This window comes from Ectothiorhodospiraceae bacterium 2226 (assembly GCA_013348725.1).
GTDB lineage: Bacteria > Pseudomonadota > Gammaproteobacteria.
The window spans coordinates 2371912-2387765 of sequence record CP054689.1; the positions used below are offsets into that span (position 1 = coordinate 2371912).

At 67.8% G+C, this 15854-nt stretch carries 16 protein-coding genes; 13 read left to right on the top strand and 3 right to left on the bottom strand.

The window, feature by feature from the left end; translation table 11 throughout:
• The first annotated feature begins 19 nt into the window (after positions 1-19).
• From HUS23_11510 to thiL, 12 genes are all read left to right on the top strand, one after another.
• Positions 20-1168, top strand: a complete 1149-nt coding sequence (locus HUS23_11510) for a radical SAM protein (GenBank protein ID QKT04389.1) — start codon at positions 20-22, stop codon at positions 1166-1168.
• 462 nt (positions 1169-1630) lie between these two features.
• Positions 1631-2938 carry an outer membrane protein transport protein gene (locus HUS23_11515; GenBank protein ID QKT04390.1) on the top strand — a complete coding sequence of 436 codons (1308 nt, stop codon included), beginning with the start codon at positions 1631-1633 and terminating at the stop codon, positions 2936-2938.
• A gap of 325 nt (positions 2939-3263) precedes the next feature.
• Positions 3264-4556 carry an outer membrane protein transport protein gene (locus HUS23_11520; GenBank protein QKT04391.1) on the top strand — a complete coding sequence of 431 codons (1293 nt, stop codon included), beginning with the start codon at positions 3264-3266 and terminating at the stop codon, positions 4554-4556.
• A 64-nt stretch (positions 4557-4620) separates the two neighbouring features.
• On the top strand, positions 4621-5523 hold the full coding sequence (locus HUS23_11525) for a hypothetical protein (GenBank protein ID QKT04392.1): 903 nt from the start codon (positions 4621-4623) through the stop codon (positions 5521-5523).
• Between the two features lie 353 nt (positions 5524-5876).
• Positions 5877-7133, top strand: a complete 1257-nt coding sequence (locus tag HUS23_11530) for a serine hydroxymethyltransferase (GenBank protein ID QKT04393.1) — start codon at positions 5877-5879, stop codon at positions 7131-7133.
• Positions 7134-7163: 30 nt separating this feature from the next.
• Positions 7164-7685 (top strand): transcriptional repressor NrdR, encoded by a 522-nt coding sequence (nrdR, locus tag HUS23_11535; GenBank protein ID QKT04394.1) that lies wholly within the window; start codon positions 7164-7166, stop codon positions 7683-7685.
• A complete protein-coding gene (ribD, locus tag HUS23_11540; GenBank protein QKT04395.1) occupies positions 7682-8788 on the top strand; it encodes a bifunctional diaminohydroxyphosphoribosylaminopyrimidine deaminase/5-amino-6-(5-phosphoribosylamino)uracil reductase RibD in 1107 nt (368 codons plus the stop codon). Before nrdR ends, ribD begins: the two co-directional genes overlap by 4 nt.
• Positions 8788-9441: a riboflavin synthase gene (locus tag HUS23_11545; GenBank protein QKT04396.1), complete on the top strand. Its 654-nt coding sequence runs from the start codon at positions 8788-8790 to the stop codon at positions 9439-9441. Before ribD ends, HUS23_11545 begins: the two co-directional genes overlap by 1 nt.
• 15 nt (positions 9442-9456) lie before the next feature.
• Entirely contained in the window at positions 9457-10566 is a 1110-nt protein-coding gene (gene ribB, locus HUS23_11550) for a 3,4-dihydroxy-2-butanone-4-phosphate synthase (GenBank protein ID QKT04397.1), read from the top strand.
• Between the two features lie 32 nt (positions 10567-10598).
• Positions 10599-11075 (top strand): 6,7-dimethyl-8-ribityllumazine synthase, encoded by a 477-nt coding sequence (ribE, locus tag HUS23_11555; GenBank protein QKT04398.1) that lies wholly within the window; start codon positions 10599-10601, stop codon positions 11073-11075.
• A 10-nt stretch (positions 11076-11085) separates the two neighbouring features.
• On the top strand, positions 11086-11526 hold the full coding sequence (gene nusB, locus HUS23_11560; protein QKT04399.1) for a transcription antitermination factor NusB: 441 nt from the start codon (positions 11086-11088) through the stop codon (positions 11524-11526).
• A gap of 31 nt (positions 11527-11557) precedes the next feature.
• Positions 11558-12547 (top strand): thiamine-phosphate kinase, encoded by a 990-nt coding sequence (thiL, locus tag HUS23_11565; GenBank protein QKT04400.1) that lies wholly within the window; start codon positions 11558-11560, stop codon positions 12545-12547.
• A 3-nt stretch (positions 12548-12550) separates the two neighbouring features.
• On the opposite strand, the gene psd is transcribed toward thiL, so the two are convergent.
• From psd to HUS23_11580, 3 genes are read right to left on the bottom strand one after another with little or no spacing between them, the layout of a single operon-like run.
• Positions 12551-13417 (bottom strand): phosphatidylserine decarboxylase, encoded by an 867-nt coding sequence (gene psd, locus HUS23_11570; GenBank protein QKT05063.1) that lies wholly within the window; start codon positions 13415-13417, stop codon positions 12551-12553.
• A gap of 42 nt (positions 13418-13459) precedes the next feature.
• Positions 13460-13945, bottom strand: coding sequence for a copper chaperone PCu(A)C (locus HUS23_11575; protein ID QKT04401.1), 486 nt, complete (start codon positions 13943-13945; stop codon positions 13460-13462).
• A 2-nt stretch (positions 13946-13947) separates the two neighbouring features.
• Positions 13948-14601 carry an SCO family protein gene (locus HUS23_11580; GenBank protein ID QKT04402.1) on the bottom strand — a complete coding sequence of 218 codons (654 nt, stop codon included), beginning with the start codon at positions 14599-14601 and terminating at the stop codon, positions 13948-13950.
• A gap of 224 nt (positions 14602-14825) precedes the next feature.
• Here HUS23_11580 and galE point away from each other — a divergent pair, with 224 nt between their 5' ends.
• Complete coding sequence (gene galE, locus HUS23_11585; protein ID QKT05064.1) at positions 14826-15767, top strand: UDP-glucose 4-epimerase GalE; 942 nt, start codon at positions 14826-14828, stop codon at positions 15765-15767.
• Positions 15768-15854 lie beyond the last annotated feature (87 nt).

The following is a 15854-nucleotide window of genomic DNA, read 5'->3' on the forward strand; positions in this document are numbered from 1 at the left end:
GGATTCAACAGGAGGACATATGAGCGTCACCGCTGACAACGTCATGCCGGTCAACTTCTACCGGCCCAACTACCATATCAAGACGCCGGACATGCGCTCGCCCGAGTACGTGCAGATGTCCACCGCGGCGGCCATCACCCTCGGCCTGGTGCCCGGCAACATGCACCGCACCGCCTGCACGCACTGTCTGAACCTCCTGGTGACCTACCCGGAGGGCTGCCGCGCCAACTGCGCGTACTGCGGCCTGGCGCGTCACCGCGAAGAGCAGCGCGATTACGCGGACCGCAACTTCATCCGCGTCGACTGGCCCACCGCGCGTTACGACGAAGTGATCGAGCGCGTGAAGCAGGGCGGCGACAAGGGCCAGTTCCAGCGCATGTGCATCTCCATGATCACCCACCCCGAGTCCGACGACGACACGTTCGTGCTGCTCGAGAAGTGGGTCAAGGAGGTGCCGCACGTGCCGGTGTCCATCCTCTCCAACCCCACGACGCTCGACTACGACGATCTGGTGCGTCTGCGCGACATGGGCGCCGACATCTTCACCGTGGCGCTCGATGCCGTCACGCCGGAGATCTTCGAGCGCACGCGCGGCAAGAGCGTGGACAGCCCGCACACCTGGCAGAAGTATTGGCAGGCGATCGAGTGGGCGGCCGAGATCTTCGGGCCGGAGAAGTTCGGCGCGCACCTGATCTGCGGCATGGGCGAGACAGAGCAGGAAATCCTCGAGGTGGCGCAGCGCATCAAGGACCTCGGCGGCCACAATCACATGTTCGCCTTCTTTCCCGAAGAAGGCTCGCTGATGGAGGATTGGGCGCCGGTGGATCGCGGCCAGTGGCGTCGCGTGCAGCTCGGCCGCTTCATCATCGACTACGCCGGCGGTCGCGTGGACGACATGCAGTTCAACGAGGCGGGGCAGGTCGTGGACTTCGGCATTCCGAAGGACGAAGTGGACGCCCTGATCGCCTCGGGCAAGCCGTTCCAGACCTCCGGCTGCCCCGGCAAGGACGACGAGGAAGTCTCGGCGTGTAACCGGCCCTACGGCGATTCCAGCCCGACCGACATCCTGTCCTTCCCCTTCGCGCTGAACAGCACCGACGTTGGCTTCGTCCGCCGCCAGATGGCGGGTGAGAAGGTCGGCACGATGGATCGCGATTCGGTCGAATAGCGCCGAATCGCCGGCTGTACGAGTAACCCTCCTCCACGCCGTGGAGGAGGGTTTTTTTTGCGCCTGCCCCGCGGGACGGTTGTCCGCCTGATGGTGCGCCCCAGCCGCGGGGCTTCTCGCCCCAACCTTTCTAACGCCTTCGGGCTTCTCCCCACCGCGCACCCACTGCCGCCTCTGCGACGGGCCCTCCTGAGCGAGCGGTAGCGTGCACGTGAGGTCGTTGCCGTGGTGTTGCAGCACGCTCCCTCCTCGGCGCTCCTTGCTCGCGCCTTCAACCGCGCGCGCGGCGAAGTGTCGCTGGACTTGCGAAACAGCCTGTGGTTTAGTCGACTCCGCGCATCACCATGTAGTCATATGCTACTGATCGAACATTAGAATATCCTAATCCACGAGCCGCTCGCGGCCGACAACAACGACGGCGTTGGCGCGCGAGGCGCTGCCGCCAAAGGACAAGGGGAATCCATGAGTAACAGAGGGGGACTGGCGACCGCCGTTGCGTTCGCGCTGGCGGCGCCGGGCGCGGCGTGGGCGACCAACGGTATGAACCTCGAGGGTTACGGCGCGGTCGCCGCCGGCATGGGCGGTGCAGCGCTGGCCTACGACAACGGCACCGCGGCGCTGATGAACAACCCCGCCACGCTGGGATTCATGGCGCAGGGCCATCGTATCGACGCCGCCGTGGGCGTGCTGGGGCCCGATGTGACCTCGCGTGCCGACGGGGCGCCATCCGCGGAGTCGCGCGGGACGCGCTACGTCATGCCGGCGGTCGGTTGGGCGCGCAAGCAGGGGCGCTATACCTATGGCCTGGCCGTGTTCGCCCAGGGCGGCATGGGCACCGATTACGCGGCCGACAGCTTTCTGGCCATGGGCTCCGGCGATCGTGTGTTGTCGGAGCTCGGCGTGGGGCGCGTGATGGCGCCGCTGGTGTTCGAGGTGAACGAGACCTTGAGCGTCGGCGGCAGTGTCGATTTCGTTTGGGCGGGGCTGGACCTGATGATGGCGGCGCCCGGCGCGCAGCTCGGCGCGATGATGAGCAACCCCTACGACATGTATGCGGACCCGGCGATGCAGGGGACGCTCGGTTCCGCGCAATGGGCGCGTATCGATTTCCGGGACAGCAACGATTTTCGCGGCGCGGCGTACAGTACCGGTATCGCCGGCAAACTCGGCGTCGCCTATCGGCCGACCGAGGCCCTGAGCTTCGGCGCGACCTATCACTCGAAAACCGATCTGCGCGATATGGAAGCGAGCAACGCACGGCTGAGCGCCGAGGGCGGCTTCGAAGAACACGGGACCATTCGGGTGCGTGACTTCCAGTGGCCGGAGACCTACGGCGTCGGCGCGGCCTACCAGGCGGCGCGCTGGATGGTCGCGGCGGACGTCATGCGCATCCATTGGGCGGACGTCATGCAAGACTTCCGCATGAGTTACGCGAGCGACAGCGGCGGGTTCGACATCACCATGCCGCAGAACTGGCGCAACCAAACGGTCTATCGAGTCGGCGGCGCTTATCGGGCGACGCCGCGGGTGACACTGCGGGCCGGGTTCAACTACGGCAAGAACCCCATCCCCGATCAAGACATGAATCCCTTGTTCCCGGCGACCACCGAGCGCCACTATACCGCCGGCCTCGGTTATGAGTTGAGCGCGGCACAGACGCTGAATTTCGCTCTGGCCTATGCACCCGAGGTGACGCGCACCAATGGCCAGGGCGTCACCGTGGATCACAGCCAAACCAACTGGCAGCTGATGTACAGCCACCGCTTTTGAGCGTTGGTTCGCCGCATGGTGGTATGCGGCGAGTGCCGTGACGCATGCACATAAGGGCGCGCACCTCCCCGCCTGGCGGGGAGGTTTTCTTCTGCGCGCAGATCAGAGATGCTAGAGGCGGCTTCGCCAGTAGCGCACACACCGGCGGACGCTTTTTTCGCTGGACTCCGCCAAAAAACTGTGCTCTATTCGGACACGAACCGCATCACTAGTTGGCGATATGCCACTGGTGCAACATTAGAATGTTCTGAAAAACGTTGTGTTCGCGGGGCGTTGTTCCCGGTAAAACAAAAACGGAAATCGGCATGTGCCGAAGGAGAGGGGTATGACAAGAAAAAAGACTCTCGCTGTTGCGATCGCGCTCACTTTTGCCGCACCGGGTGCCGCCTGGGCCACCAACGGTTATTTCGCGCACGGCTACGGCACCACCAGTAAGGCACTCGCGGGTGCCGGTGTGGCCTACTCGCAAGACGCGCTGGCCGCGGCCACCAATCCGGCCGGTATGGTCACCATCGGTGGTCGTACCGATGCCAGCCTCGCGGTGTTCAGTCCGCGGCGTGAGTACACCGTCGGCAATCCGCAGGGCGCGGGGTCCCCGAACGTTCCGCTGCAGCCTGGGACTGTGGAGTCCGACTCCGATTGGCATCTGATTCCTGCATTTGGTTACAACCACATGCTGGACGAGAACAACGCCATCGGCATCAGCGTCTACGGCAATGGCGGCATGAACACTGACTACCCGGCTTTCGAGAATGACATCTGTGCTGGCTTTGGCGGTGGATCCGGTTCGTTTTGTGGTGGCGAAACCGGCGTCGACCTCATGCAGCTGTTCATCGCGCCGACCTACGCGCGCAAGGTGAACGACAACATCGCCGTCGGCATCAGCCCGATCCTCGCCTACCAGCGTTTCGAAGCAAAAGGGCTTGGCGCTTTCGGCCAAATGGGGTTCTCGTCCGATCCGAACAACCTGACGAATCGCGGCACGGATGACAGCTTCGGATATGGCGCGAAAGTCGGCATACAAGGTGAGGCGATGCCCGGACTTCGTCTTGGTGCGAGCTATCAAACCAAAATGCGCATGGACGAGTTCGATAAGTACAGTGGCTTGTTCGCCGAGCAGGGCGGTTTCGATATCCCGGCCACGGCCACCGTCGGCCTCGCCTTCGACATCGCGCCGCAGGGTAAGCAGGGCACCTTGTTGTTCGACGTCCAGCACATCTGGTACAGCGACATCAACTCGATCGCTAACCCGTTCGCCTCTCCGGGACAGCTTGGTGATGATAACGGGCCCGGCTTCGGCTGGCGCGACATGACCATCTACAAGCTCGGCTACCAGTGGCAGCACAATCAGGATTGGACCTGGCGCGTCGGTTACAGCTACGGCGAGCAGCCGATCCGCTCCTCCGAGGTGCTGTTCAACATCCTGGCGCCGGGCATCATGGAGCACCACATCACCGGCGGCTTTACGCGCCGGATGGGTAACAACCAGGAGCTGAACTTCGCCGCGATGTATGCGCCGAAGCGCACGGTCTCGGGCACGAACCCGCTCGATGGCCAGACCATCGAACTGCAGATGCGGCAGTTCGAGATCGAGCTCGGGTACGCCTGGCGCTTCTGAGCAAAACCTGAAGGGGCCGCAAGCGCGGCCCCTTTTTCTTTCGCATTTTCTCAGGAGGTGAGCCATGCGCATCACGACCTGGTTGTTTGCAGTTGTTCTGAGCTTGTTGCTCGCGCCGGCCCATGCCGATCAGGCGCTGAAGCCCTTCGTGTTGGCCGGGAGTGAAACCGGCGACATGGACGCGGTGGCCGACGGCGTGAAAGAGCGCCTTGCCCGCGCCGGTTTCGAAGTCGTGGGTGAGTACGATCCGTACGATGGCGCGAAGATCATCGGCGTGACCCACGCGTCGTTGTTGAAAACGGCGGCGCGTAGTGACTTCGGCGGCTACGGTGCCGTGCAGCGTGTGGCCCTGACGCGTATGGACGGCAAGATTCAGGTGAGCTACACCAATCCGTCATACATGGCTGCGGCCTACCGCATGGCCAACGATCTGGGCGACATTACCGCCGCGCTGGATGCCGCCCTCGGCGCCGAGCAACAATTCGGTCCGGCCGACGGCCTCACGCCCCGCCAGCTGTCGCGTTACCGCTACATGTTCGGCATGGAGCGCTTCGACGCGCCCATGGTGCTGGCGACGCACAACAGCCACGACGAGGCGCTCAGGGTGCTGGAGGCGAATCTCGCCAAGGGCGCCGGCGGGGTACACAAGGTTTACCGTGTGGACCTGCCCGGTAAGCGCGAGACGGTGTTCGGCGTGGCGATGCGCGATGCCGAGACCGGCGACGCCTGGGTCATGAGTGAGATCGACTTCAAGCCGGTGCGCTCCACCGCGCATCTGCCCTACGAGATCCTGGTCACCGACGGCACCGTGCGCGCGCTGCATGCGCGTTTTCGCATCGCCATGAATTTCCCGGACCTTTCCATGATGGGCGCGAACAGCTTCATGAACATTCGCAGCGCGCCCGGGCACATCGAGACGGCCCTGACCGCCGCCGCGGGCGGGACCATCGAGTCGGTGTGGGATTGACCGCAAAGAAGACGACCAGTGCGCTTGCGCCGGAACTTAATCGGCGTAGTATGGTCTGCAACTAATTGCTCTGGCATTTTCCAAGGCCCGCCAGAGGCTGCATGGACACCGGGCAACCCGGACACTGCAGGTAAGCAACATTCGCCCCGCTCTGCGGGGCTTTTTGTTTCCGGGCGACTCGTGTTGCCCGTGCCGGCCGAGCCCGCCACCCCACAATCCTCATGCATCGACGCCCCGAATCGGGTAGTCTTACGCTTTTGCGCCGACCGGGCGCCAGGCCCGCGTTTCCCAGCGCGGGCAGGCGCTTGCGCCTCCGTAGGGGGATCCAGACAGTCGGCGGCTCAGGAGGATGCATGTTCAGCCGAGAGATGCGCATTGCCGGGTACGACGACGAGCTTTGGGCCGCCATGGAGGCCGAGCGGGTTCGCCAGGAGGATCACATCGAGCTGATCGCCTCGGAGAACTACGCCAGCCCCCGGGTCATGGAGGCGCAGGGCTCGGTGCTGACCAACAAGTACGCCGAGGGGTATCCCGGTAAGCGCTACTACGGCGGCTGCGAGTACGTGGACGTTGCCGAGCGGTTGGCCATCGAACGCGCCAAGCAGTTGTTCGGCGCCGCCTACGCGAACGTGCAGCCGCATTCGGGTTCGCAGGCCAACGCGGCGGTGTATTTCGCGTTACTGAACCCCGGCGACACCATCCTCGGCATGAGCCTCGCGCACGGAGGCCACCTCACCCACGGCGCCAAGGTGAACTTCTCCGGCAAGCTGTTCAACGCCGTGCAGTACGGTCTGGACGAGGCCACCGGCGAGATCGACTACGCACAGGTCGAGCGCCTCGCCAAGGAGCACCGGCCCAAGATGATCGTGGCGGGCTTCTCCGCCTACTCGCGCGTGGTGGACTGGCAGCGCTTTCGCGATATCGCCGACGAGGTGGGCGCGTATCTGTTCGTGGACATGGCGCACGTGGCCGGCCTGGTGGCGGCGGGCGTGTATCCCAACCCCACGTTCATCGCCGACGTGACCACCTCCACCACGCACAAGACCCTGCGCGGGCCGCGCGGCGGCATCATCCTCGCGCGCGAGAACCCCGATATCGAAAAGCGGCTGAATTCGCTGGTGTTCCCCGGCACGCAGGGCGGTCCGCTGATGCACGTCATCGCGGCCAAGGCGGTGGCCTTCAAGGAAGCGCTGGAGCCGGAGTTCCGCGCCTACCAGGAGCGGGTGCGGGACAACGCGCGCGTCATGGCCAACACCATGATGGAGCGGGGCTACAAGATCGTCTCCGGCGGTACCGACAACCACCTGTTTCTGGTCGACCTGGTCGACAAGGGCATCACCGGCAAGGCCGCCGACGATGCGCTCGGTCGTGCGCACATCACGGTCAACAAGAACAGCGTGCCCAATGACCCGCAGTCGCCGTTCGTCACCAGCGGCATCCGCATCGGCACGCCCGCGGCGACCACCCGCGGTTTTGGCGAGGCGGAAGTGCGCGACCTCGCCGGCTGGATCTGCGACGTGCTGGACGACGTGGAGAACGAGGACACGGTGGCGCGCGTGCGCGAGCAGGTGCGCGCGCTGTGCGCGCGCTTCCCGGTGTACGGCCGCTGAGGGCATCTCGGCGGTCGCCAGGTAGGGCTTATGCGTTGTCCGTTCTGTGGAGCGCCCGACACCAAGGTCATCGACTCGCGCCTGGCCAACGAGGGCGACATGGTGCGCCGGCGGCGCGAATGCCTGACCTGCGCCGAGCGCTTCACGACCTTCGAGTCGGCCGAGCTCGCCATGCCGCGGGTGGTCAAGCGCGATGGCACGCGGGTGCCGTTCGATGAGCAGAGGCTGCGCGGCGGGATGCAGCGGGCGTTGGAGAAGCGGCCGGTCGATACCGAGGCCGTGGAGGCGGCGATCAACCGCATCAAGCATCGCATCCGCGCCACCGGCGAGCGCGAGGTCGCCTCGAGCGATATCGGCGAGTGGGTGATGCTGGAGCTGCGCGCGCTCGACCAGGTGGCCTACGTGCGTTTCGCCTCGGTGTACCGCAGCTTTCAGGACATGCGCGCCTTCCGTGAAGAAATCGAGCGTCTGGAGAGCGAGGCGCCGCCGGCCGAGAACGGCCGGCAGATGCCCTTGTTGCCGGCCAACGGCCGTAAGCCGCCCAAGCGATGAGCTTCACGCTGCAAGACCACGAACACATGGCGCGTGCCCTCGGCTTGGCGCGGCGTGGTCTGTATACCACCGACCCGAACCCGCGCGTGGGCTGTGTGCTGGTGCGGGACGGGCGCGTGGTGGGCGAAGGATGGCACGCGCGCGCGGGCGAGGCGCATGCCGAGGTGCATGCGCTGCGCGCCGCGGGCGAGGCGGCCCGCGGGGCGACCGCCTATGTCACGCTGGAGCCCTGTTGTCACCATGGGCGCACGCCGCCCTGTAGCGCGGCGCTGATCGACGCGGGCGTGGCGCGCGTGGTGGCGGCCATGGAAGACCCCAATCCGCGTGTGGCCGGCGACGGCCTGCGGGCCCTGGCGCAGGCGGGGGTGGCGGTAGCGAGCGGGCTGATGGCCGCCGAGGCGCATGCGCTCAACCCCGGCTTCGTCGCGCGCATGGAACGGGGGCGACCCTGGGTGCGCAGCAAGCTCGCCATGAGCCTCGACGGACGCACCGCCATGGCCTCCGGTGAAAGCCAGTGGATCACCGGCCCGGCGGCGCGCGCCGATGTGCAGCGCTGGCGCGCGCGCAGCTCCGCCATTCTCACCGGCGCCGGCACCGTGGTCGCGGACGACCCGGCGCTCACCGTCCGCGAGGCGAGCCTGGGGCGGGTGGACCAGCCGCTGCGCGTGGTGGCCGACAGCGGGCTGCGCACGCCGCCGGCGGCGCGCCTGTTGCGCGAGCCGGGGACGACCTTGTTGGCCACCTGCGGGCGCCACGAGGCCCCCGCGCGGGCGCTCGAGGCGGCCGGGGCGCAACTCCTACGCCTGCCCGCGTCCGACGGCGGCGTGGACCTGGCCGCCTTGCTGGCCGAGTTGGCCCGGCGCGAGGTGAACGAGGTGTTGGTGGAGGCGGGTGCCGGGCTGAACGGCGCCTTGCTTCAGGCGGGGCTGGTCGACGAACTCGTCGTGTACATGGCCCCGGTGGTGCTGGGCGATGGCGCGCGGGGCCTGTTTCACCTGCCGGCACTGACGCGCATGGCCGAGCGCATGCGCTTCGACGTGCGCGAGATACGGGCGGTGGGGGAGGACCTGCGTTTGACCCTGCGCCCTGTGGAGGTGGGCTGATGTTTACCGGGATCATTCAGGCGGTCGGCGAGGTCGCGGCGCTGGAGCCGCGCGGCGGCGACCTGCGCCTGCGGGTGCGCAGCGGCGCCTTGGATCTGGGCGATGTGGCGCTGGGCGACAGCATCGCGGTGAGCGGTGTGTGTCTGACCGCGGTGGAATTGCCGGGCGACGGCTTCTGGGCGGACGTCTCGCGCGAGACGCTGGCGTGCACCACACTCGGTGCGCTGGGCGTGGGCGGCCGCGTGAACCTGGAGAAGGCGCTCACGCCCACCACGCGGCTGGGCGGCCACCTGGTGAGCGGGCATGTGGACGGCCTCGGCGTAGTGGTCGAGCGCCGCCCCGAGGCGCGCTCGGTGCGTTTCGTGTTCGAGGCGCCGCGCGAACTGGCGCGCTACATCGCGGGTAAGGGCTCGATCTGCATCGAAGGCGTCAGTCTCACCGTGAACGAGGTGAACGGGACGCGCTTTGGGGTTAACATCGTGCCTCACACGCTCGCCCACACCACCCTGGATGCCCTGCTACCCGGGGCGCGGGTCAACCTCGAAGTGGACGTCATCGCCCGGTATCTGGAGCGACTGCTGCTCGGCGAGAAGGCCGCCGAGCCGGGCATCACCGAGGCCTTCCTGGAGGAACACGGCTTTTTGCGCCGCTAGCGCGGGCCGACACCTATGCCGCTGAACAGCATCGAAGAGATAGTCGCCGACATCCGTCAGGGCAAGATGGTGATCCTGATGGACGACGAGGATCGCGAGAACGAGGGCGACCTGATCATGGCGGCCTCGTTGGTGCGCCCCGAGGACATCAACTTCATGGCCCGCTACGGGCGCGGCTTGGTGTGTCTCACCCTCACGCGCGAGCGCTGCGAGCGGCTGCGCCTGCCGCTCATGGTCAGCAACACCAACGACAAGCACGCCACCAATTTCACCGTCTCCATCGAGGCGGCCGAGGGCGTGACCACGGGGATCTCGGCGGCCGATCGCGCGGTGACGGTGCAGGCGGCGGTGGCGCCCGGCGCCCAGCCCACCGACATCGTGCAGCCGGGGCACATCTTTCCGCTCATGGCGCAGCCGGGCGGGGTGCTCACGCGCGCGGGGCACACCGAGGCGGGCTGCGATCTGGCCCGGCTGGCCGGTCTGGAGCCCGCGGCCGTCATCGTCGAGATTCTCAATGAGGACGGCTCCATGGCGCGGCGCCCGGATCTTGAGGTCTTTGCCGCCCAGCATGGGCTCAAGATCGGCACGGTGGCGGACCTGATCCACTACCGTTTGCAGCATGAGCACAACGTAGAGTGCGCCGCCCGCTGCGCGATGCCGACCGCGCACGGCGAGTTTCGGCTGCACGTCTACCGCGACTGCGTGGGGGGCGAGGTGCACCTTGCGCTGGTCAAGGGCGAGCCGCGGGCGGACCAGCCGGTGCTGGTGCGCGTGCATGTGGAGAACACCCTGTGCGATCTGTTCGGCAGCCGACGCGAGGACTGCGGCTGGCCGCTCGATGATGCCTTGGCGCGGATCGCCCGCGAGCCGGCCGGGGTACTGATCGTGCTGCGCCGCGCACTCGCGCCGGACGAGCTGGTGCGCAGCGTGCAGGACTACGCCCTGCGCGATCAGGGCGTGGAGTTGCCGCGCGATGAACCGCGTGCGGACCTGCGCACGTACGGAATCGGCGCGCAGATCCTGATGGACCTGGGCGTGCGGCGCATGCGCGTGCTGTCGGCGCCCAAGCGCATGCACGGCCTGTCGGGTTTCGATCTCGAAGTGGTGGAATACGTCAGTGAATAGCCGGCCGGACCGGCGCACACGCGGGGGAATGTATGGCTAACATCAAAACGACGGAAGGCGATTTCGCCGCGCGCGGCGGGCGCTACGGCCTGGTGGTGGGGCGCTTCAACAGCTTTGTGGTGGACAGCCTCGAGGGCGGGGCGATCGACACCTTGCGCCGCCACGGCGTGGCCGAGCGCGACATCGAGGTGGTGCGGGTGCCCGGCGCCTTCGAGATTCCGCTGGTCGTCCAGCGCCTCGCGGCCACCCGCAAGTTCGACGCCATTATCGCGCTGGGTGCGGTGATTCGCGGCGGCACGCCGCATTTCGACTATGTGGCGGGCGAGTGCAGCAAAGGCCTGGCGCAGCTCGCGCTCAAGCACGACCTGCCGGTCGCCTTCGGGGTGCTGACGGTGGACACCATCGAGCAGGCCATCGAGCGCGCCGGCACCAAGGCCGGCAACAAGGGCGTCGAGGCGGCGCTCTCCGCCATCGAGATGGTCAACCTTTTCAAGCAGCTCGAGGGCTGACGGAGCACGGATGAGTCGTCACAAGCGCAGTAACGCGCGCCGCTTGGCCTTGCAGGCCCTCTACCAGTGGGACCTCGCCGACCAGGACGCGCGCGCCATCCAACAGCAGTTCGTGGAGGACGAGGAGCTCTCGGGTGCCGAGCTGGAGTACTTCCAGGGCCTGCTGCAGGGCGTCGCGCGCGAGTGCGCGGCCCTGGACCGCGATATCAGTCCCCACCTCGACCGCTCCCTGGCGGGTCTCGATCCGGTCGAGCGCGCGGTGTTGCGCCTGGGCGCGTTTGAGCTGCGCTTTCATCCCGAGATTCCCTATCGCGTGGTGATCAACGAGGCCGTGGAGCTCGCCAAGACCTTCGGCGCGGACCAGGGGCACAAGTACGTCAACGGTATCCTCGACAAGGTGGCGCGCGCCGTGCGCGAGGTCGAGGTGGCGGCGCGCCAGGGGCGGCGCTAGCGCGGCGCGCCGAGCGGCGCGGCACGGAGCCATGGGCGAGTTCGACCTGATCGCGCGGCATTTCGCCCGCCTGGGCGCACAGCGCCGCGACGTCACGCTCGGCGTGGGCGACGACGCCGCGCTGCTCGCACCGCCCGCCGGCCAGCATCTGGTGGTGGCGGTCGACACGCTGGTGGCGGGTGTCCATTTCCCCACCGATACGGCAGCCGCCGACATCGGCCACAAGGCCTTGGCGGTCAACCTCAGCGACCTGGCGGCGATGGGCGCACAGCCCGCCTGGTTCACCCTCAGCCTGACCCTGCCCCGCGCCGACGAGGCGTGGCTGACCGCGTTCGCGGGCGGCTTGCGCGCCCTGGCCGAGGCGCACGGCGTGCAACTTGTGGGCGGCGACACCACCCGCGGGCCCTTGACCATCAGCGTACAAGTGCTCGGCTTCGCGCCGCCCGAGGCCGCGCTGCGTCGCAGCGGGGCGCGACCGGGCGACGGCGTCTACGTCAGCGGCACGCTGGGCGACGCCGCGCTGGGGCTGGCGGCGGTGCAGGGGCGTGTCGAGCTGCCCGGCGAGTCGGCGCGGCGCCTGCGCACCCGCTTGGATCGTCCCACGCCCCGGGTGGCGCTGGGGCTCGCCTTGCGCGGGCTCGCCACTAGCGCCATCGATCTCTCCGACGGTCTAGCCGGCGATCTCACGCATATCCTGGCGGCCAGCGGCGTGGGGGCGGTGCTCGACTGTACGGCGCTGCCGCTGGCGGCCGAGGTGCGTGCCTGGGGCGAGACGGAGCCGGCGGCGTGGCGGCTGGCGCTGTCCGGCGGGGACGACTACGAACTCTGCTTTACCGCGCCCCCCGCGCAGCAGGCGGCGGTGGAGCGCGCCTGCGCACAGGCGGGCGTGCCCTGCACCCGGATCGGCAGCATCGTGGCGGGGGAGGGTCTGCAACTGCGCGGGCGCGACGGCGTCCCCCTGCCGGTCCCGCTGCGGGGCTACGAGCACTTCGCCGAGGAACGGGACGCCGATCCACGCTGAGGCTCAGCGCAGCATGCGCCCCAGCAGTTCGCCCATTTGCACGGCGTCGGTGGGCCCATGGTGCGGCTCCCAGGCCATCGCGCCGGGCGGGAACAACACGATCACCGTGGAGCCCATGTTGAAGCGACCGAGTTCGGCGCCCCGCGCGAGCTGCGGCCCGTCTTCATAATCCCAGCGCCGCACGCGCGCACGGGTGGGGGGCGTCACCAGTCCCGACCAGACCATTTCGATGCCCGCCACGAACAGCGCGCCCACCAGAATGACCGCCATGGGCCCGGCCTCGGTGTCGAACAGCGCCACGACGCGTTCGTTGCGCGCGAACAGCCCCGGTACCACGCGGGCGGTGCGGCTGTTGACGCTGAACAGGCGCCCGGGGACGTGCAGCATGCTGCGCAGGGTTCCCGCGCAGGGCATGTGCACCCGGTGATAGTCTTTGGGGCTGAGGTAGATGGTGGCGAATTGGCCGCCCAGAAAGGGAGCGGCGTCCGCCGCGCCGCCACCGAGCAGGGCCTGCAGAGTGTACTGGTGACCTTTGGCCTGGAAGATTTGGTCGCCCGCGATGCTGCCCAGTTGACTGAAGGCGCCGTCGGCGGGGCTGACGATTCCCTCGGGCGGCTCGGCGATGGGGCGGGCGCCGGGCACCAGGGGCCGGGTGAAGAAACTGTTGAAGTCCGGGTAGGCCTCCGGCGTCGGTTCGGCGGCCAAGTTCATGTCCACGCCGTAGGCGCGGATGAACGCCCGGATCATGGCGTTCTTCAACGCGGCCGGGCGCCGCAGGCGCGTCAGGCGGTGGGCGAGCAGCGACAGGGCGTGGTGCGGGAGCGCGTACTGCGGCAGAGTCAGGACACGATCGAGCCAGGAGGCGGCCACGTCGACACGCGGCCGCCGGCGAGCGGATGAACGTTCCACCGGCTAGTGACCGTGGTGGCCGGAGTGACTGCCGTGCCCGGAGTGATCGTGATGGCGCTGCCCGCCGTCGCGCCGGCGCTGCACCGGGGCGTCGAACTGCAGCGTGCTGCCATCGTCGAACTGCAGTTCGATGGCGACCGTCGCGCCCGCGCCAGGGACCTGGCTTGGGTGCATCAGCATGAGGTGGTGGCCGCCGGGCTCCAAGACCGCGGTGGCGCCGGCCTCGATGGGCAGGTTGGTAATGTGTTCCATACGCGCGACGCCTTCGGCCATGACGGTGCGGTGCAGCTCCGACATACCGAAACCGGCCGCGGAGACGCCCACCAGGCGGCGCGTCTCGGCGCTGTCGTTGTGGAGCGTGAGGTAGCCGGCCATGACGTGCGCCGTCGGCGGTGCTTCGCGCACCCAGGGGTCGGTGACGCGCAGCTCCGTGGCCAGGGCGGGCGACGTCGCCAGCATCAACAGCAGGTAGGCGATAGCGCGGCGCATGGTCAGCCCTCGTAGTGCTGCAGGATGGTCAGCATGTCCTGGCTCATGTCCTCGCCGTAGTGCGGCGAGGAGAACAGCGCGGACCAGCGCCCCTGCGGGTCGAACAGCAGCACGGCGGCGCTGTGATGCACGTCATAGGCGCCTTCTACTTTCCCCTGCTCGTGCACGAACACGATGCCCACTTGGCGGGTGAGGCGGCGGATCTGCTCCAGCTCGCCGGTCACGCCCACGAACTCGGGGTTGAAGTGGTTCATGTAGGCCGCGACCTGCGCCGGCGTATCGCGGGCCGGGTCGACCGAGACGAACGCGACCTGCAGCTGGTCCTCGTAGCCCTGTTGGGCGAGGCGCTGCTTCACGTCGTCCAGCACCGCCAGCGTGGTGGGGCAGACGTCCGGGCAGTTGGTGAACCCGAAGAAGGCCAGCGTCCACTGCCCCGTCAGGCGAGAGCGGTCGAACGCTTGTCCGTGATGGTCGACCAGGGTGAAGTCGTCGAGCGGCTGCGCCTCCGGCAGGGCGGTGCCGTAGCGCAGTTCCGGCAGCGGGGCGGACGCGCGGTCGGCCGTCAGCCATAGGCTGAGGCCGATGCCCAGGGCTAGAGCCCCTACGAGGATGATCAGGCTGACAAAGTACTGGGCAAGGCGGTTGGTGTTTTGCATGGCGCCATTATGCATAGACCGGCGCGCAGGGCCAAGGGATCGCAAGGTTGGGTGCGCGTGTGCGGGCAGTGTCGGCGCGCTGGCTATACTTGGCCGGAAATATCGCACGGCGGACGACGCGGGCTTTCGGGTGCGCGCCGTCTCGCCGGTCTACATCACAGCATGAGGGGGAGACAGTGGCGCGAATTCTGGTGGTCGGGGGCGCGGGCTATATCGGTTCGCACATGGTGAAGGTGCTCGCGCGCGCGGGCCACGAGGTGGTGACGCTGGACAATCTGTCGACCGGCTACCGGGACGCGGTGGTGGCAGGGGAGCTGATCGCGGGGGATATCGCGGACACCGAACTGCTGGACCGGTTGTTTGGGGCGCGGCGCTTCGACGGCGTGATGCACTTTGCGTCCTACATTCAGGTGGGCGAGTCGGTGCGCGAACCGGCGATGTATTACCGCAACAACGTGCTGAACACCCTCAACCTGCTCGAGGCGATGGTGCGCCACGGCGCGCCGCCGTTCATTTTCTCGTCCACCGCCGCGGTGTTCGGCGAGCCGCGGCAGGTGCCCATCGACGATCATCAACCGCGGGCGCCCATCAATCCTTACGGTCATAGCAAGGCGATGGTCGAACAGATGCTGGAGGATTTCGATCACGCGTACGGGCTCAAGTCGATCTGCCTGCGCTATTTCAATGCCGCGGGCGCCGACCCCGACGGCGCCGTCGGCGAGCGCCACGAGCCGGAGACCCACCTCATTCCGTTGGTGTTGCAGGCCGCTTCGGGGCGGCGCGAAGCCATCAGCGTGTTCGGGCGCGATTACGACACCCCCGACGGCACCTGCATTCGTGACTATATCCACGTCATGGACCTGTGCGACGCGCATCTACTGGCGCTGGAGCGGCTGTTGCAAGGCGGCGCGAGCGACCGCTACAACCTCGGCAACGGGCAGGGTTTCTCGGTGCAGGAGGTGATCGAGGCGGCGCGGCGCGTCACGCGCTGTCCGATCGAGGTGCGCGAGGCGCCGCGGCGCGCCGGCGATCCCGCGCGACTGGTGGCCGATGCCGGCCGCGCGCGCGAGGTGCTCGGCTGGCAGCCGCGCTATGCGGCACTCGATACCATCGTCGCGCACGCCTGGGCCTGGGAGCGCAAGATGGCGGGTCTGGCGGCCGCGTAGCGCGGGCGGCCGGCCGCGCCGCCGGCTCGACGAGTGCGCCGCCGGCTCGTCTAGACTGAGTGGGAAACTCGTCGAACCGGGAGGCGC